This is a genomic window from Streptomyces sp. NPDC091209 (genome assembly GCF_044757755.1).
In the GTDB taxonomy this organism is placed as follows: Bacteria; Actinomycetota; Actinomycetes; order Streptomycetales; family Streptomycetaceae; genus Streptomyces.
In genome coordinates this window covers 336,141-351,970 of record NZ_JBIVVR010000010.1, presented here as the reverse complement: position 1 = coordinate 351,970, position 15,830 = coordinate 336,141, and the positions used below count along the sequence as shown (strand labels likewise).

18 protein-coding genes and 1 pseudogene are annotated in these 15,830 nt (G+C 67.8%); 10 read left to right on the top strand and 9 right to left on the bottom strand.

The window, feature by feature from the left end:
- Positions 1–368: 368 nt before the first annotated feature.
- From ACIQRL_RS28840 to ACIQRL_RS28830, 3 genes are all read right to left on the bottom strand, one after another.
- Complete coding sequence (locus tag ACIQRL_RS28840; RefSeq protein WP_401336991.1) at positions 369–884, bottom strand: hypothetical protein; 516 nt, start codon at positions 882–884, stop codon at positions 369–371.
- A 49-nt stretch (positions 885–933) separates the two neighbouring features.
- The gene (locus tag ACIQRL_RS28835; protein WP_401336989.1) at positions 934–1,491 is read right to left on the bottom strand and encodes a hypothetical protein; all 558 of its coding nucleotides are present in this window, start codon (positions 1,489–1,491) and stop codon (positions 934–936) included.
- Positions 1,492–1,797: 306 nt separating this feature from the next.
- A complete protein-coding gene (locus ACIQRL_RS28830) occupies positions 1,798–2,436 on the bottom strand; it encodes a hypothetical protein (protein WP_401336988.1) in 639 nt (212 codons plus the stop codon).
- A gap of 709 nt (positions 2,437–3,145) precedes the next feature.
- Here ACIQRL_RS28830 and ACIQRL_RS28825 point away from each other — a divergent pair.
- From ACIQRL_RS28825 to ACIQRL_RS28810, 4 genes are all read left to right on the top strand, one after another.
- On the top strand, positions 3,146–3,808 hold the full coding sequence (locus ACIQRL_RS28825) for a hemerythrin domain-containing protein (RefSeq protein ID WP_401336986.1): 663 nt from the start codon (positions 3,146–3,148) through the stop codon (positions 3,806–3,808).
- 1 nt (position 3,809) lies between these two features.
- Entirely contained in the window at positions 3,810–4,670 is an 861-nt protein-coding gene (locus ACIQRL_RS28820) for a SigB/SigF/SigG family RNA polymerase sigma factor (RefSeq protein WP_401336984.1), read from the top strand.
- A gap of 107 nt (positions 4,671–4,777) precedes the next feature.
- Positions 4,778–5,092, top strand: a complete 315-nt coding sequence (locus tag ACIQRL_RS28815; protein WP_401336982.1) for a DUF5133 domain-containing protein — start codon at positions 4,778–4,780, stop codon at positions 5,090–5,092.
- A 56-nt stretch (positions 5,093–5,148) separates the two neighbouring features.
- A complete protein-coding gene (locus ACIQRL_RS28810; RefSeq protein ID WP_401336980.1) occupies positions 5,149–5,796 on the top strand; it encodes a diguanylate cyclase in 648 nt (215 codons plus the stop codon).
- A gap of 529 nt (positions 5,797–6,325) precedes the next feature.
- On the opposite strand, the gene ACIQRL_RS28805 is transcribed toward ACIQRL_RS28810, so the two are convergent.
- The gene (locus tag ACIQRL_RS28805) at positions 6,326–7,165 is read right to left on the bottom strand and encodes an RNA polymerase sigma factor SigF (protein WP_401336978.1); all 840 of its coding nucleotides are present in this window, start codon (positions 7,163–7,165) and stop codon (positions 6,326–6,328) included.
- 1,297 nt (positions 7,166–8,462) lie between these two features.
- On the opposite strand from ACIQRL_RS28805, the gene ACIQRL_RS28800 reads away from it, so the two are divergent.
- The gene (locus ACIQRL_RS28800) at positions 8,463–8,801 is read left to right on the top strand and encodes a MerR family transcriptional regulator (protein ID WP_401336976.1); all 339 of its coding nucleotides are present in this window, start codon (positions 8,463–8,465) and stop codon (positions 8,799–8,801) included.
- 101 nt (positions 8,802–8,902) lie between these two features.
- On the opposite strand, the gene ACIQRL_RS28795 is transcribed toward ACIQRL_RS28800, so the two are convergent.
- Both ACIQRL_RS28795 and ACIQRL_RS28790 read right to left on the bottom strand, forming a co-directional pair.
- Positions 8,903–9,256 (bottom strand): PRC-barrel domain-containing protein, encoded by a 354-nt coding sequence (locus ACIQRL_RS28795; protein ID WP_401336974.1) that lies wholly within the window; start codon positions 9,254–9,256, stop codon positions 8,903–8,905.
- 332 nt (positions 9,257–9,588) lie between these two features.
- Positions 9,589–9,759 carry a hydrophobic protein gene (locus tag ACIQRL_RS28790; protein WP_261710066.1) on the bottom strand — a complete coding sequence of 57 codons (171 nt, stop codon included), beginning with the start codon at positions 9,757–9,759 and terminating at the stop codon, positions 9,589–9,591.
- A 183-nt stretch (positions 9,760–9,942) separates the two neighbouring features.
- Between ACIQRL_RS28790 and ACIQRL_RS28785 the strand changes: the two genes are divergently transcribed.
- Positions 9,943–10,119 carry a CsbD family protein gene (locus ACIQRL_RS28785; RefSeq protein WP_401336972.1) on the top strand — a complete coding sequence of 59 codons (177 nt, stop codon included), beginning with the start codon at positions 9,943–9,945 and terminating at the stop codon, positions 10,117–10,119.
- Positions 10,120–10,362: 243 nt separating this feature from the next.
- Here ACIQRL_RS28785 and ACIQRL_RS28780 read toward each other — a convergent pair whose 3' ends face one another.
- Together ACIQRL_RS28780 and ACIQRL_RS28775 are read right to left on the bottom strand one after the other, a co-directional pair.
- Entirely contained in the window at positions 10,363–10,803 is a 441-nt protein-coding gene (locus ACIQRL_RS28780) for a DUF2267 domain-containing protein (RefSeq protein ID WP_401336970.1), read from the bottom strand.
- Between the two features lie 181 nt (positions 10,804–10,984).
- Positions 10,985–11,416, bottom strand: a complete 432-nt coding sequence (locus ACIQRL_RS28775; protein WP_401336968.1) for an Hsp20/alpha crystallin family protein — start codon at positions 11,414–11,416, stop codon at positions 10,985–10,987.
- A 573-nt stretch (positions 11,417–11,989) separates the two neighbouring features.
- Between ACIQRL_RS28775 and ACIQRL_RS28770 the strand changes: the two genes are divergently transcribed.
- The 3 genes and pseudogenes from ACIQRL_RS28770 to ACIQRL_RS28760 all read left to right on the top strand — a co-directional run.
- Positions 11,990–12,166, top strand: a complete 177-nt coding sequence (locus ACIQRL_RS28770; protein WP_261710061.1) for a CsbD family protein — start codon at positions 11,990–11,992, stop codon at positions 12,164–12,166.
- Between the two features lie 484 nt (positions 12,167–12,650).
- Positions 12,651–12,917: a hypothetical protein gene (locus ACIQRL_RS28765; protein WP_401336966.1), complete on the top strand. Its 267-nt coding sequence runs from the start codon at positions 12,651–12,653 to the stop codon at positions 12,915–12,917.
- A gap of 241 nt (positions 12,918–13,158) precedes the next feature.
- Positions 13,159–13,368 (top strand): annotated as a pseudogene (locus ACIQRL_RS28760) (hypothetical protein); the annotation flags it as partial.
- 332 nt (positions 13,369–13,700) lie between these two features.
- Here ACIQRL_RS28760 and ACIQRL_RS28755 read toward each other — a convergent pair.
- Positions 13,701–14,189, bottom strand: coding sequence for a flavin reductase family protein (locus tag ACIQRL_RS28755; RefSeq protein ID WP_401336964.1), 489 nt, complete (start codon positions 14,187–14,189; stop codon positions 13,701–13,703).
- A 248-nt stretch (positions 14,190–14,437) separates the two neighbouring features.
- On the opposite strand from ACIQRL_RS28755, the gene ACIQRL_RS28750 reads away from it, so the two are divergent.
- Positions 14,438–15,622, top strand: coding sequence for an AI-2E family transporter (locus tag ACIQRL_RS28750; RefSeq protein ID WP_401336962.1), 1,185 nt, complete (start codon positions 14,438–14,440; stop codon positions 15,620–15,622).
- Positions 15,623–15,830 lie beyond the last annotated feature (208 nt).

Genomic DNA, 15,830 nt, shown 5'->3' with positions numbered 1-15,830 from the left:
CCCCTTGCGGTCGCGCTGGTGCAGTCGGTTCTGCAGGTGGGACAGGGCGCCCGTGCGCTGGACCGGGCCGCCCGGCGGGCGGCCGACGCCCGGATACGGGCCGGAGGCAGTGAGTTCCCGTTCCGTGTTTTCCCGAGCCGGGCCGGGGGGCTCGGCAGCGTCAGCGTGACGTGGCATTGTGCTGATCATGGACGGCTACGAGCATCTCGACCTCGATGAGATCGACTTCGCTTCCCTCTGCCGGCCTCGGATGGTGCTGCCGATGTCCGCAGCCGAGCCGACCCACGCCTGCCCGATCCCCCGAAGACAGGTGGGTCCCGCGATCAGAAGGGCGCAGCCCAGGTCAGCCGCTGCGGTGCGGTGTTGTGTCAGGTGACCAGCAGGCGGTTGAAGAACGAACGGTAGTGTCGCAGTGCCAGGCGCAGGTCTTCGGTGTTCGCCTGTTCGCCTCGGTTCCACTGTCCTTCCAGTTCCTGTTTGTGGTCGGCGAATGTGGCGGCCAGCTTTTGCATCACGTCGGCGACGAGGGCGTCGGCGGTGTGCACGGCGTCGCGCGGGTCGTCGACGAATCTGTTCTGTACTTCCTGCCAGCGGCTGCGGAACCCTTCTTCGTCCTCAGCGCTGAGTAGCTGCGGGACGTCCTCCTCGGCTTGGGCGCCCTGGCCCGAGCTCTGGGTGCTGACGTCGGCCTCCGCGGTCCTGTCTTCAGGTCGGCCCGGCGTGTCCGTGCTCTCGCCGGGGAAAGTGGGAACATCGGGCTGCTGCTGCTGCTGCTGCTGCGCGCCGGCCGGGCCCTCTTGTGTGGACCGGTCGCGGGGCTGGGCGAGGTCGTCGGTGGACAGGCCGCTCGCGGTGGCGGTGCCAGGTGTGTCTTCGCGTTGCATGTCTCCTCCGGTCCCGGACGCCGGGGTGGCGGCCCGTTCGCTGAGCTGTTCAGGCCGGTGCATGGCGGGATTGCCCGCCGTCGGCGAGCAGTTCGTCGAACAGGGAGCGGTAGTGCACCATCGCCCCCCGCAGCTGTTCTGTGGTCGCCTCGTGGCGGGTGCTGAGGACGTCGACCTCGTGGGCGGACCGATAGTGCTCGAGCGTGCGGCCGTGCTCGACCGAGAGGTCCTTGAGCTGTTGCTCGAAGTCCTGGGTGGGGTAGCCGCGTTCGTGCATCAGGGAGGTCACCAGGTGGTCCGCGTCGTGCACGGCGTCCTCCGGGCGGTCCACGAACTCGTCCTGCACGCTGGTCCAGTCCCGTGTGTACCGCTCCCTGACACTGCTGTCCAGCGGCTTGATGTCCAGCGCGTCGTGCCGCTTCTCGCGGGCTCTGAGTTCGCGCTCTCCGGCCGTGCGGCTGTCGGCGTCCTCCATCGCGCGCGCGTACTCCGGGCCGAAGCGCTCGCGCAGTTTCCGGCGGCGCATGAGGAGCGAAACCGCGACGGCCGCCAAGGCGATCACCACCGCGACGGGAATGACGATTGCCAGAAGTGTCCCTGTTGACATGGGGTCGAACCCCCTCACGGGTGCGCCGTATGTTCTTATTTGGGCGGGTTCCCGCGCTTCTGTCACTGAAACGAGGCCGTGTGGTTGGCATGGGCGGCGGGCGGGTGGCGGCCAACGCGAGCACGGCAGTGAACCGACGCAACGCTCAGCGCTTGCTGGCCGGGACCGACCGTCAGGCGCAGACGGCGCGCTGTCTTCCGGCGAAGCCGTGATCGCTCGTCCGGGTGGCAGCTCGTGATTCCTGTAGGCCTTCGGGCGGGCAGGACGAGGGGCGCGGGCGCCGGCGAGTGAGGGGCTGTCCGGATGTCAGTGCAGGATGCTCACGGCGCGGGCGATGACGAGGAGCGAGGTAAGGAGGGCGGAGATGCTTTCGATGCTCATCATGACTTTGGCGCGGGTGGTGAGCGGCATGGTGTCCGTCGGGCTGAAGGCCGTTGAGTTCGTGACGGACACGTAGAGGTAGTCGACCAGGGTGGGGACCCAGTCGGAGGAGACGCTGGCGCCGTCGGCGACTTCCTCGACAGCGTCGTCGTTCTCGTCTTGGGAGAAACGGAAATCCGCCAGCGGGAGCTCGGCGCGCGGTGCCTGGGTGCGGCTGACGGGGCCGCCTCGGTCCAGTTCCCAGAACGCGAGACCGAAGACGATGATGTTGGTGAGCCAGACCTGCAGGGCGGCCACCAGGAGCTCGCGTCCGTCCTTCACTCCTGCGTGCACCAATTCGTCGATCAGGATGGCGAGCGCGACGAGGTTGCTCGCAGCGATGACGGCGACGAGGGTCAGCGACAGGAGGCGGAACATTCTGGTCTGACGGGTCAGCCGCCTGGGGTTGATCGCGATGAGCGGAATGAGGAGCAGGACCTCAAGAGTGGGCAGCACGTATCGGGGTGCGATGAGCAGTTGCTGCGGCAATGCGAGGTAGAGGGCGATGGCGGCGAGGGTGGCCAATACTCCGGGAAGTCTCGCCTCACCTCGTCGTTCATGACGAGGGTGCCGTGTCCGGGCGTCAGCGCGGCTCTGCGCCATGATCCGCTCCCCCCCCCGTCATCTCTTCACGATCTCGGAGGAGTCTAGCCGGAGGCTGGATGGTGGGGACTTTCCGCGGCTCCGGCCGGGGAATCTGCCTGCAGCTGTGCAGCTGTGCACCCCGGTGGCAGCAACTTCACTCGATCGCCGACCGGTTGACTCCCGAAGGCCCGTGGTACTCACCGTCCAGGGGACGGAGGGGAGGGGAGAGTGCCACAGGCCTGACGGGATGAGGTCTCCACGGTTCGAGGGGACTGCTGTTAATTGGAGTGCAAGAGGGGTACTCAGGGGCCAGGTCGACCAGGTGGCCTTCCCTGTTGGGGACTGGCTCGGCTCAGGTTTCCCTGGTTCGGCCACTTGTGCCGGGGAAACCGTCCAACCGCTGCGCTCGGTGCCTGCCCTGCTGCAAGGAGGAGGTGGAAGCGGAAGGGTCGTCGACGTAGAACTGCGGCAGACTCCGCGCCGGAGCCCTGTGAGTAGGGTGAGAGGCGGACCGAGCTGCGCAGGCGATGAGCGGGTGTCGAGGCAGGCGTACTTGAGTGGCGCCTCAGTGGCTGGAACATCTCGTGCACCCTTGCCGATCCGGCTCTGGACCCGACGCTTGCCGAGGGCATCGGCGTGACGATCGAGCGTGATCCCGCCCTGTGACCGTGGGCCAGCGGGACGAGCGGTCCCCCCGCTGGATGAGAGCCGTCACCGGCATGCCGAGGCCGAGCGGACGATGAAGGAGCTCGAGAGCCTCGACGCGGATGAACCGGGTTCTGACCTCCTGATCGGCGAGCTGGTGACCGGGCTCCGCTCGCACATCCGCGACGAGGAGGACTACCTGTTCCCCCGGCTGCGGCAGACGGCATCTGAGGATGCGCGCATGAAACGGGGTGACCAGGTCCGCCGGGTCAAGAAGACCGCCCCGACCCGGCCGCATCCGTCCGCTCCGGATAATCCCGCCCCGCCCGGCGTTTCGCGGTGGTGGGTCGGCCTTTGGCCCGCTCCAGGGAGGCATGGGAACGGGCTTTCCGGGCGCCGGACGGGGTGGGGTGGAGGATGTAGCGCGCAGTCGGGAAAGAGGTGTTTACGGTCATGGCTGAGGGGCACACGAGAATTCGTGCTTCGGACCGAAGGCGCACGCCCCGCGGGGATTCCGTTCTCCCTGCCTGCTGCGGTTTCCTTCGGCGGGCAGGGCAGAACTCCCGCGCGGCGAACCTCTGACAGACACGGTTCAGGCCGCGCTCGGTATCTGGCTCCGGGCCCCGTCCTGAACCCCGCGTTCAGGAGCGATCCCCGTGCTCACTGATATGAACCCAGACTGTTCGCAGGTCGACAGCACCTCTGTCTCCCTTCTCACCGGGAGCGCACGCCGAACCCACGACGACTCCCCCCAGACTGCCGCGCTCTTCGAGCGGCTGGCGGAACTGGGCGAGGGGCCTCAGCGGGATGCCGTGCGCGATGAGCTCGTGAGGGCCTGGCTGCCCATGGCGCACCGTATCGCCGGCCGGTTCCGTGATCGCGGTGAAGCCATGGAAGACCTGCGCCAGGTGGCAGCACTCGGGCTGGTCAAGGCCGTCGACCGCTTCGAGCCCGGCCGGGGAGCCTTCGAGAGTTACGCCGTGCCGACCATCACCGGCGAGGTGAAACGGCACTTCCGGGACCGCACGTGGGCCCTACGGGTGCCCCGCCGGGTGCAGGAGCTGCGCAACCAGGTCCGTCTGGCACGCCGCGAGCTCACCCAACGCCCCGGCAGCCCCCAGCCCACCCCCGCCGACATCGCCGCCCGCACCGGCCTCACCGAGGACGAGGTCGCCACGGGCCTGGAAGCGCTGGAGAGTTACAGCACCCTCTCATTGGACGCCGCACTGGCCACCGACGACGACGCGTACAGCCTCGCCGACATTCTGGGCGTCACCGACCCCTCCTACGACGTCATCGTCGACCGCGAGGCGGCCAGGAAGGCGTTGTGCAGGCTCCCCGAACGTGAGCGGACCGTCCTCTACATGCGCTTCTTCCAGGACATGACACAAAGCCGCATAGCCGATCAGCTGGGGTTCTCCCAGATGCACATCTCCCGGCTCATCACCCGCAGCTGCGCCCATGTACGCAGTGAGGTGCTGGGAGAGTGCGAGTGCCGCAGCCGCTCCGGCGGCGGCTCCGCGGCGTGAGGACTGCTCCACTCCCAGGGCCGGGTGGCCGCTTCCTCAGGCCCCACGCACGCTGCCATGACAGTTCCCACAACACGAGAAGGCCTCAGCCTCAAGGAGTCGCACCGATGTTGATGCCCCTCCCCATCACTCTGTACCAGCTGGTCGCCGAATACGAGTCGCTCCTCGTCGAGGAGTCGCCCGACGGCGCGACTCCCCCCAGCCAGCGCCTGCGGGACCTCGCCTACACCCTGTGCGTGTCCACCGGAACCCGCGAAGTCGCAGACGCCCTCGACACCGCCCGCTCCTACCTGGCCAAGGCGGCGGCCACAGTCACAAACTCCCCGGCCGCCACGAGACTCCGAGCCGAACGCCGACCGGCTTCTGCTGCACTTGCACCCCATGCCGCGGGCGCAGGAATGGCAACGGAGGGTGAGGCCTGAGACCCACCCTCCGGGCCGAGAGGCCGCCCTGTCGTCGAGGAAAGGAAGCCATGCGTATGGGTCGCCGTCCGACGCTCACCCGCTGGCAGCGCTGGCGCTCCGGGCCCACGCTTCGCGTTCCGCCCGGGGCGGACGACGTCGAGAACGCCAACCGCAGGTTCCTGCTCTACGGCGTCCTGCCGTTGTGGTTCGTCCTGGCCGTCGCCGACTGGGTGATGCACCGCCGCGCGGACATCGAGCACACCAGTGGCGTACGGGAATCAGCGGTGCACGCCCTCATGATGACCGAGGCCGGCATCCCGGTGGTCGCGGGCCTGACCGCCAGGGTCAACCCGCTGGTGCTCTCGCTCATGGCCGGCGCGGCCGTCGCACACGGGGCCACCGCACTGTGGGACGTGTCTCTGGCTACCGACAAGCGTGAGGTACGGCCTGTCGAACAGCACATCCACAGCTTTCTGGAAGTGCTGCCCTTGACCGCGGCCGCGTTCACCACGTGCCTGCACTGGGACCAGGTCCGTAAGGTGACGAAGGGCGTCGGCCACACCGACGACTGGAAGCTCCTTCCCAAGCAGCGCCCGCTGCCGGCCCGCTACCTCGCCGCGATCGGCGCCGGGGTCGGACTGTGTGTCGTCCTGCCGTACGCGGAAGAGATGATCCGCTGCGTACGGGCCCGCCGTGACCGTGACACCGACCACCCGCGGTAGCGGCGGGTTTGTTCCTCCCGGGCGGTTCTCCAGAGGTGTCGGCCGCGGTGTGACGCGCACTCTGAATCAATCGAGCGCGGTGGGGAGTTCCCGGTGGAAGGAGGGGTTTGCCTCCTACGGTCGAGGTCATCGTGGCGGCGGTCAGGACGGTCGCCACGCTCCTTCGCTGGCCGACAGCCTGCCCCCCCCGTGATGTCCGGCCGGTGCGGGCGAGGTACGCCGAGCGCCGGCACGGACACGGAGCTTGGCCCAACTCCCCTTGTGCAAGAAAAGGTTGGCATCCTCACGGACCTGGAGGACCGGGATTCCCGCCTGCTCCCACACAAGCCGTGTGGGCTGCTTCGGGTGGTTCCTGCTCCGCTGCGCGGCGCGGGCACAGGTGTCCGTCCTACCTACGCTCCACGGGCTGATAACGCCAGCCCGGCGGCCGGGCGACATCGACCACCTAAACAGATCCAGCCGCTCACGGCAGCCGCCCGCCTGCACCGGGGTGTCGGCCGTCATGAGTTCCGGGGTCAGGCGAGCGCATTCACTCGGTGGTGAGCATGCCGGTCCGGAGTTTGGCGAGGGTGCGGTTGAGGAGGCGCGAGACGTGCATCTGGGAGACGCCGAGGTGTTCGCCGATCTGGGCCTGGGTGAGTTCGTCGACGAAGCGCATGTGGATGATGCGTCGTTCGCGGTCGTCGAGTTCGGCGATCAGCGGGGCGAGGGCGTTGAAGTCCTCGACGAGTTCGAGGGCCTGGTCGTCGGTGCCGATGAAATCGGCGAGCGCAGCCTCACCGTCTTCGCTGGAGTTGATGGCGGCGTCGAGGGAGGAGGAGGTGTAGCCGTTGGAGGCCTTGCGGGCCTCGATGACCTCTTCCTCCGACAGCGACATCAGCTCGGAAAGTTCCCGCGTGCTGGGGGTGCGGCCGAGCCGGCTGCGCAGCTCCTCGGTGGCCTTGGCGAGCGCCACGCGTGCTTCCTGCAGGCGGCGTGGGACATGGACGGCCCACGTGGTGTCGCGGAAGAAGCGCTTGATCTCGCCGACGATGTAGGGAACGGCGAAGGAGGTGAACTCGACCTCACGGGACAGCTCGAAACGGTCGATGGCCTTGATGAGGCCGATCGTGCCGACCTGGACGATGTCCTCCATCTCGTCCTGGCCGCGGCTGCGGAAACGCGAGGCCGCGAACTGGACGAGGGTGATGTTCATTTCGATGAGGGTGTTGCGCGCGTACTGGTACTCGGGCGTGCCCTCTTCCAGGACGGCGAGCTGGTCGAAGAACAGCCTCGACAGCTCACGGGCGTCCTTCGGAGCGACCTGCGACGGGTCGCTGATCTCCGGCAGCACGACGGCCTGCGCCCCGGTCGTCTCGGTCACTGTCATGCTCGTCCCCTCCTACGTGATCCAGCCTCGATGCCGTGCCGCCTGCTCCTGAGCGGCCAGAGACGGGGTACCCCGTCTTGAGGCATGCATGCCAGGTGATTCCACGGTAGACCTGCCGCCCCGTCTCAGGAGTGAAAGCGGAACGGAGGTTGACCCATTGTGCCCGCGAGGTCCGACGTGGGCCTTGCCGGCCCCCGGGATACCGTGCGGGCGAAGCCTCGGGTGGACGATCTCTTCAGCCAGTCCGCCGAGCAGTGCACCACGCGACGTCAGGACTGTTCCTGTGCGGTCGCTTCCCCGGCAAGGAGTGCCACCCGACGCCTGACGCCGTGAGGCGCGGGCGAGGTGGTTGGTCATGGGTCAGCCGAAGCCTCCGGGGCCGTTCAGGTCGAGCCCCTGACGAAGGCCCGGACCCTCTCGCGTGCGCCAGCGGTGGATGCCGCGGGCCGTGTCCGGTGGGGCGTCGGCACTCATCGTGTCCATCAAGGTTGGCCGGGCCCTTCCGTCGTCGCCGTTCGAGGTCGACTTGCTCTCCCTCGAACACGCGAAAATCTATGGTGGCTGGAGTAGACATTAGGAGATCGCGTCATTATGGTTTCTCTCGTAGTCGAAGTCAGCAGGGCCCGGCAGACACGAACTGTCGGGCAGCGGTGCAGGTAGTGGCAGTGCAGGACGGTGCGGTGGTGGAGTCGCGAAGCCAGGCTCGTGCAGGACGGCGACGGGGCTGACGACCGGACCGGGTGGCCCGCAGTGATCAGGGGCCGCCGCGAGCGGGACCGCAGTTGAGGCAAGCGCGTTACCCGTTGGTGCAGTTAGCAGTACTCAGCAGTGAAGTCAGTGCGTGGTACTTCGGTGAAGGCGTCGGCTGCGGGCGCGCGCACCGGGACGTTCGGCAGCGGGGTTTCTAAGCCGGAGCAGTTGTCGCAGGACGGGCGACGGGGCTGGCTGCCGAAGAGCGACGCTTCCTCAGGTCGCAACGAAAAACGCAGTAGAGCAGTGCCGGAAGTACGCAGTCCCCCCTTTGGTAAGTGTTGTCACGAGGGAAAGAACGGAGGGGCCAAAACGCCATCAGGATCGCCCGGGCGTAGTGCTGAGCCCGGGTACCGCAGGACATCGATAGTGAGGTGGTCTCCGGTCAGGCAAGCGCGATCCCCGCACCCCCGACAGCAGTCCGGTCGGGCCCGCGGAAACAGAAGGCCGGCGCGGTATCAGCGCCGGTAGATGGTGTAGCAGTTCCTTCGGGGCCTTGGTGCCGTATGGCACCAAGGCCCCTCCACGCGTTCCGCAGAGAGGTGCAATGACAGCAGACGATTCGTTCGGCCGGCTCGACGATGACGACTACCCCGCTTACACGATGGGCCGGGCCGCCGAACTCCTCGGCACCACCCAGGGCTTCCTCCGCTCGATCGGCGAAGCCCGCCTGATCACCCCGCTGCGCTCCGCGGGCGGACACCGCCGCTACTCCCGCTACCAGCTGCGCATCGCGGCCCGCGCCCGGGAACTCGTCGACCAGGGCATGCCGATCGAGGCCGCCTGCCGCATCGTCATCCTCGAGGACCAGCTCGAAGAGGCCCAGCGCATCAACGACGAACACCGCCGCGCTTCCCAGTCGGCGGATCCAGCGGCCCCGGCCTGAGCGGACTGGCGCCTTGGACTTGCTCGCACCCGCGCGTACGCGAAAGGGGCCGGCCGAAGACACTCCCGGCCGGCCCCTTGGCTTGCGCCAGGGCGCTGATGTCAGATGCCGCGCCGGTCCTGGTAGTAGCTACCGACCTGCTCGTGATAGCCGGCGTCACCGGTGTGCTTGTCCTTGTCGAACTCGGGAGAGTCCTTGATCTGGTCCTTGGTGAGCGCGACGTAGATCTTCCGCTCGGCCTGGTCGACCGACTGCACGGTGCCGGCCGGGAGGAGAACGTGCTTGCCGAAGATCCATACGCCGGTGTCGACGACGAGGTAGGAGGAGTCGACGTCGTCCGAGTGCTTGTCGACCTTCCCGATACTGCCGTCGGTGGCCTCGACTTTGTATCCGGTCAGGTCGGTGCCCGCGGTGTAGCCGGTGGTCGGCTGGTAGCCCCAGATGTTGTCACTCATAGAATCCCTCCTCAAGGAATCAATCGAATGCCGCCCACAGTCGAACTGCGGACTCGTTGAGACGGAGCGTCATCGTTGCTGACGCTCACGGGAGTTCGGGTTCCCAGGCTTCTTGCGCCTATACATAGGCGCTGCGGAAAGAGTGAACGACCGGAGAGGGCGTGCTGGAGGGTCCTGGTTCCTGGCGTCACAGCGGCCTCCGGCCATGGCTTCCAGCTACCCCGAACCGGAAGAATCACCACTTTCGTCCTCCGATCGCCGGGACGGGACATGGGTGGGGCCCGCCGCCGTAGCGTCGGGCCCCACCCATGACGATGTGCTGCTCAGGCCGTCTACCAGCGGTACCAGCGGCCACGCCGGCCGCCGCTTGCTGTCGGACGGATCACGAAGCCGAGGACCCACACGATCAGCACGATCACGGCGATCCACCACAGTGCCTTCAGTGCGAAACCGGCACCGAAGAGGATCAGGGCGAGCAGAAGAACAAGAAGAACGGGAACCATAGTTATCAACCTCCGGACCGTCGTGTGCCCTGCGGATCGATCTCCATTCCTGCGGATCTTATGTATTCCTTAGACGGTCCACGGCTGCGAATGCGTGGCAGTCCTCGGGTTGGTTTGAGGATGCAGGCCCGGGGTGACACGGAGGGCGTAATTGAGTTCCGAATGAGGCGGGGGTGAGTGGTTGTGGCTGCGAACGAGAAGGCTCAGGCCAAGGGCGAGCAGGCCGAAGGCAAGATCAAGAAGGTCGTCGGCGGTGCGGCGGGCAACGAGTCCCTGAAGACCGAGGGACGCGCCGAGGAGTCCAAGGGTGACCTGCGCGCGGCCAAGGAGAAGGCCAAGGACGCCATCCGGCCCAAGTAGGCGCTGAGCACTTCTGATCCCGGCAGCCCGTCGGCTGCCGGGATTTGCGCTGCCGGTGCCGGCTCCGCTTTCGCGACGGATGAACAGAGGGGCTACGTCGTCAGCCCGCGGCGGCACTGCGACCGAGAGGGCGCATGTCTGGGGTTCGACGTGCTCCCGCTGCGGCCGAAACGGTGGCAACTGCGGTCACGACGCAGCGACCACGGACATGTGCGCTGCGTTCTGGGTGCCGGCACCGGACGGTCAGGCGGCCCGGATGAGCTGGGCCCGCCCGAACAGCAGGGCGTAGCCGTCGGGGAGCTGTCCGATGATCCGGGCGGTCAGGTCGTCACCGGCGATGCGACCCACGGCGCCGAGGACCGAGCCGGTGTCCCAACGGGTCGTCGCCGGGGTGCCGCCGGTTCGCTCAGCGAGGTCCTTCACGAAGCCCCAGCCGGTCAGCGGGCTGCTCGTAGGGGGCTGCGAGGAGACGTGGCAGGCCGCTTCCTGAGGGAGGCGAGCGGCGAGTTCCATCCGCTCGCTGCCTGTCAACTGGCGGCCGAGGGCTTCGAGTACTCGGCGTACGACGCCTTCTGCGTGGCGGCGGGTGGGGTACGCGCCGTCATAGCGCACCCTTTCCAGCAGCTGGTCAAAGGTGACGGTTGCCGTTGAGGGAGGGGGCGCGGGGGGAGAGAGAAGAGTCATGAGGGCTTCGGCTTTCCTTGCGTGACCGTCTTCCTGCGGGAGAGCGGCTGTTCCGTGTGAACCGTGTCCTTTGCGGAGGTCGGCTGTCCGGCGTGGAGTGAGGGGGCCGGTGCCGCCGGGGCCCAGGCGGGATTGCGGGCGAACCGTCCTGGGCCCGGCCGGCGGACGCGTGACCGGCGGATCAGCTGTCGAGTACCTTGCGTTCGCCGGTGCCGCGCACGCTGATCTTGCGGGGCTTGGCTCGCTCCGCGATCGGGATGCGGAGGGTCAGGACGCCGGTCTCGTAGTCCGCGGAGATGCGCTCGGTATCGAGGGTGTCGGCCAGGACGAGCTGGCGGGAGAAGACACCCAGAGGCCGCTCGGCCAGTTCCGTCTGGGCGCTTTCCGAGCGCGGCAACGGGCGGCGCTCCGCCTTCACGGTGAGCATGTTCCGCTCGACGTCGATGTCGAGGGCTTCGGGGTCGATGCCCGGCAGGTCGAAGGCGATGACGTACTGGTCACCGTCTCGGTAGGCGTCCATCGGCATCGCGGACGGGCGGGACCACGTTCCCGGACCCATCAGATGCTGGGCCAGCCGGTCGAGTTCCCGGAACGGGTCAGTGCGCATCAACACGGGATACACCTCCAGATGAGTTCAGGCAGTTGCTGCCAATGCGCTTCACCTGACACCGTTGTAACACGTCATCCAAACGACGACAAGTGAAACGTCATCTAGGAGATGACGATGCTGAAGAGGAGGGGAGAGTGGGCGGCAAACTTCCGGCGTCGGCCGCTTCGCGGCGACGGCGCTCGATGCCCTCACGCGGGCCCTGCAGACCGCACGGCGACAGCGACCCGGCCCAACTCTTTGGCCCCCTCGCCGATGCAGGCCCACACCTGCGCGCCGATCACCCGGCCCTGGCCGACCGCCTCACCGAGATGCGCCGCCACACACGAAACGCGCGAGAACGAACAGCGACAACGCTCGTCCCTCGAGTCGTGACCGCGTTGGGTGGCCCTCTGGACGTCTCGCGGCGGTGGATCCGGCGCTGCGGTCGGCAGGCGCAAGCTGGTCCCGGATCATCCGTCATGAGGGGGCGGGGGCGGATGCGCGCAGTCGGCTGTGAGTGCAACGTTTGCCGAGCGATATGCGTATTTCCGTCCTATTTTGTCACTGTCACTGATTTTCCTATGCAAGGAGCAGGGCATGGCTGGCAAGGGCGGCATGGACAAGGCCAAGGGCAAAATGAAGGAAACGGTCGGTAAGGCCACCGGCAACGACCGCATGAAAGCCGAGGGGAAGATGGACCAGGCGGAGGGTGAGGCGAAGGAAGCCCTGGACGACGCCAAGGACTCCATGCGCGGCAAGCACGGCAAGCGCTGAAATCACGGTCCGGCTCCGGTGAAAGGGCCCGCCCTCCGAGGCGGGCCCTTTCACCGGAGCCGGACCGGCATCCGGGCGCTGCGTGCTGACACTGTCGGCCTGCAGAATCCCCATCCGGCCTGAGGAGTCGGAGGCCTTGGCGTGAAGACCCACGCGTATGAGGCGGGCAGCCCTTCGGGGTTGGAGCTCGCCGAGTCCGGTGGACCGCCGCGACACCCGACCGAACGGAAGGCCCGATGGGTGCGCCTTCCGGCAGCCCGCTCCCAGCCCTGGGGCGTCCGGACCGCTCGCTGACCATGGGTGCACCCGGTGGGCTTGGATGAGGTGGGCCGAACTGCCGGTCATCGAGTTCTGAGGGCGTCGCGACGAACTCGCCGTCTGCCGACCCGTGAACCACGCGCAAGTGGACATTTTGTGACTAAGGGTGTGAATAGGGCTAGGCGGTCCGGGTAGTCCGTCAAAGGACTAGCGAACGGAGCGCATCGTGATCATCAAGAAGATGCATGACATGGGTATCCGCAGCGAACATGCGTACCTGGCCGCCATGGCATCCATAGGCCTCACCGTCGTCGCCTGGGCGGGCTCCTTGAAGATAGAGCCCGGCATCGACATCGCCCGAGCCGACCGCTGGGGAATCTACATCGGCGAATGGGCCCCCACCTTCTTCGGTCTTGGCCTTGCACTCTCCCAGTACGAGCAGCAAGAGGACGCCATCGCCAGCGAGTTGCCGGCGCATCAGAGCGCCGGCTGACTGACGGAGGCCCAACTGCGCCCCGGGCAAACGGCGTTCCGTCGAACATCCATGCAGTGGTGCGGCATGCGTATTGCCTGCGAGCGGACCTCTTTGCGCTGATCGGGGTCGAGTCCGTCTCGAAACGGTCACTGCCCAGTGCGGCAGCGAGATCGGCCTGGAGGAGTTCGAACGAGAAGGGGAGCGGCTGCTCGATCGGCTGTAAGTCGAACGGGCCTGTTTCGCGCCCCGAGTGATCGAAGAGGGCACCCTCGTCACTGTCCTGCGCGCCGAACTGGACCTCGTACCGCCCCCGCCGTGCGAAGCCCTCCTGGTCCTCGTCTACGAAGACATCTGCGCGGCGGCCGACGATGCGCCCCGGTTGCTCAAGCACAGCAGTCCGATCCAACTGGAGGCACTCGACGGGCGGATGGCCCAGTTGATGCGCGAGGAAGACGCCTACGTTGACTCGGAGCGTCCACCGCCGCGACGATCCTCGCGAACAAACTGGCCCCCGCCCTGCTGGACCGCTACCTCGCGCGCACCGGCTGCGCGTCGCGGCAGACAGACGACAGTGAATCCGGTACCCGCACGGCCAACCTCTGGCACCCCGCGGACGAAGCCCCGGCACACGACTACGGAGCACACGGCTCCTTCGACGAGACGTCCCATCCCCCCTCGGCCCAGGCGGTACTTGCGCGACACCGTGGGCTTGTGTCGGCCGCCGCGACGGAAGCGGTGGTGGTGGGTCTGGGAGCGGGGATGCGGCGCAGGCGACTGCGTTGGTCGGGGAAGAGGCGTTGCTCAGTTCGCCGGGTGGCCCGGGGTGATGTCATGGGTGTCGTTCAGCGTCAGCAGAGGGGTGCGGCTGCCCGCGAGATTCTCCGCCGCCTCCGGAGCGAGCAGGAAACCGACGTGGTCGCCGCCGTCGATCCGGTTCTCCACGCGGCCGACGAACCAGGCGGGGGCCTCGTCGAGGATCAGTGATCCGCCCGGTCCCGGGTGCCACGGGGCGTCGGTGAACTTGTCCGTACGGTCGCCGGTTTCGCCGCCGAAGAGCCGGGCCAGCCGGTGCTGGTCGCGGCGGAGCAGATGGACCGCGAGCCGTTCGGCGTGTTCGGCCACCCGGTATGTCCGGTTGGCTCTGGACAGCCAGACCATGAACCGGGCGGGCCTGATCGAGCACTGCGAGGCGAATCCGACCAGGCAGGCGGCTCTCTCCCCGTCGGCCTCAGCGGTCACGACGTACATCGGGTAGTCGAGCAGGTCGGTGAAGGGATCGAGATCGGTCACGGTGTTCGGCTCCCGCTTCAAGGGATCGGATGTCGGCCAAGCGTTCACCATTTGCGCGTCTCGGTCGGCTCACGACGCGCTGGGCGGGGCACGGACGCGGTACGAGCGCAGTCCCTGGGTACCCGGATCCGTGCCGCAACGCGTCTCGGACGAAATGCTCGTGGGCGACGGCACAGGGCGGGAGGCGCTCAGGATTCCCGAGTGATGCGCCCCACGCCCGTTCGAGGCAGTCGAGGAGAGGCGTCGCGATGTCTGCGCAGTCCGGGCCCGAGCCCGAGTCCGTTCCGCAGGAGCACGGTGCGGTGGAAGGGACGGGCGTACACGGCTTCGGCTCCGGCCCGGCGGACGTCGTCGAGACGTGGGGGAAGGCGCCTCCGGAGCCACCGCGTCGACATCCACGCGACGGGCGCGGACGGTCGTGGGTGACCGTCGGGTTCGGTCTGGGCCTGGGCGCGAGTCTGGCGTGGCTCGCCGTTCAGACCGTTCTGCGGGTCAGCTCGATGCTGACCTTGCTGCTGCTGGCCGTGTTCATCGCCATCAGTCTGGAACCACTCGTCGTGTGGTTCACGCGCCGGGGTCTGCGGCGCGGCTGGGCCGTCGCGATCGTGCTGACGGGGTTCGTCGTGGTACTCGGCGGGTTCCTGGCTCTGGTCATTCCGCCGGTGACCAAGGAGGTGTCCGCGGTGGTCGACGCGGTGCCCGGCTGGTTGCAGCAGGTCCACGACCATCAGTCGGCGATCGGCCGTCTGGAGGACCGCTACCACCTGGTCGAGAAGGCCAAGCAGCAGATCGGCTCCGGAGGCGGAGCGACCGGCCTGGCGGGGGGTGTCCTGGGCGCAGGCCAGATGGTCCTGAGTACCCTCACGTCGACGGCGATCGTGATCACGGTGACCCTGTACTGCATGGCGGCCTTGCCGGCCATCAAACAGTTCTGCTATCGCTTCGTGGCCGCGAGCCGGCGTGAACGCGTCGAGGGTGTGGCCGAAGAGATCATGAACCGGATCGGGAAGTTCATGCTCGGCAACCTCGTCACCTCGGGGATCGCCGGCTTGGCGACCTTCGCCTGGTGCGCGGGCACCGGCGTCCCCTACGCCGCCGCCCTGGGCATCTTCACCGCCCTGATGGACCTGATCCCGATCGTCGGCTCCACTCTCGCCGGTATCGTCGTCAGCCTCGTCGCGCTGTCCGTGTCCCTGCCCATCGCGATCGCGACCGCGGTCTTCTATGTCCTCTTCCGGGTCGCCGAGGACTACTTCATCGTGCCGAGGGCCATGAAGTTCGCGGTCGACGTCCACCCGCTGGTCACCGTCCTCGCGGTGTTGATCGGCGGGGCGCTCCTCGGCATCATCGGCGCCCTCGTCGCCATCCCGGCGGCCGTCGCCGTCGGCCTGGTCCTCGACGAGTACGTGTTTCCCGACACGGAGCGAAAGTGAAGGCGCGCCGGCCCGGCGCGGCAACGTCTTCGTCGCCTTCCGGGGCACCCGTCGACCCCGGGGGAGGGGCGCCCCGACCGGCTGTGGGGGGCGTGTCCCTGCCCGAGGACCCGCGGCGCGGAGGCCCAGGGGAGGAATCCGAAGGGCTACCGGCCCGCCCCGCCTGGGGAGGCCGGCCCAGCGCCGGCCGATGTCGTGCGCAGCGCGA

Bases quoted from the DNA above. Each gene is read 5' to 3' on its own strand.
- ACIQRL_RS28840 (WP_401336991.1), bottom strand. From the start codon at position 884: ATGCAACGCGAAGACACACCTGGCACCGCCACCGCGAGCGGCCTGTCC.
- ACIQRL_RS28835 (WP_401336989.1), bottom strand. From the start codon at position 1,491: ATGTCAACAGGGACACTTCTGGCAATCGTCATTCCCGTCGCGGTGGTG.
- ACIQRL_RS28820 (WP_401336984.1), top strand. From the start codon at position 3,810: ATGAACCCAGACTGTTCGCAGGTCGACAGCACCTCTGTCTCCCTTCTC.
- ACIQRL_RS28815 (WP_401336982.1), top strand. From the start codon at position 4,778: ATGTTGATGCCCCTCCCCATCACTCTGTACCAGCTGGTCGCCGAATAC.
- ACIQRL_RS28810 (WP_401336980.1), top strand. From the start codon at position 5,149: ATGGGTCGCCGTCCGACGCTCACCCGCTGGCAGCGCTGGCGCTCCGGG.
- ACIQRL_RS28805 (WP_401336978.1), bottom strand. From the start codon at position 7,165: ATGACAGTGACCGAGACGACCGGGGCGCAGGCCGTCGTGCTGCCGGAG.
- ACIQRL_RS28800 (WP_401336976.1), top strand. From the start codon at position 8,463: ATGACAGCAGACGATTCGTTCGGCCGGCTCGACGATGACGACTACCCC.
- ACIQRL_RS28795 (WP_401336974.1), bottom strand. From the start codon at position 9,256: ATGAGTGACAACATCTGGGGCTACCAGCCGACCACCGGCTACACCGCG.
- ACIQRL_RS28790 (WP_261710066.1), bottom strand. From the start codon at position 9,759: ATGGTTCCCGTTCTTCTTGTTCTTCTGCTCGCCCTGATCCTCTTCGGT.
- ACIQRL_RS28780 (WP_401336970.1), bottom strand. From the start codon at position 10,803: ATGACTCTTCTCTCTCCCCCCGCGCCCCCTCCCTCAACGGCAACCGTC.
- ACIQRL_RS28770 (WP_261710061.1), top strand. From the start codon at position 11,990: ATGGCTGGCAAGGGCGGCATGGACAAGGCCAAGGGCAAAATGAAGGAA.
- ACIQRL_RS28750 (WP_401336962.1), top strand. From the start codon at position 14,438: ATGTCTGCGCAGTCCGGGCCCGAGCCCGAGTCCGTTCCGCAGGAGCAC.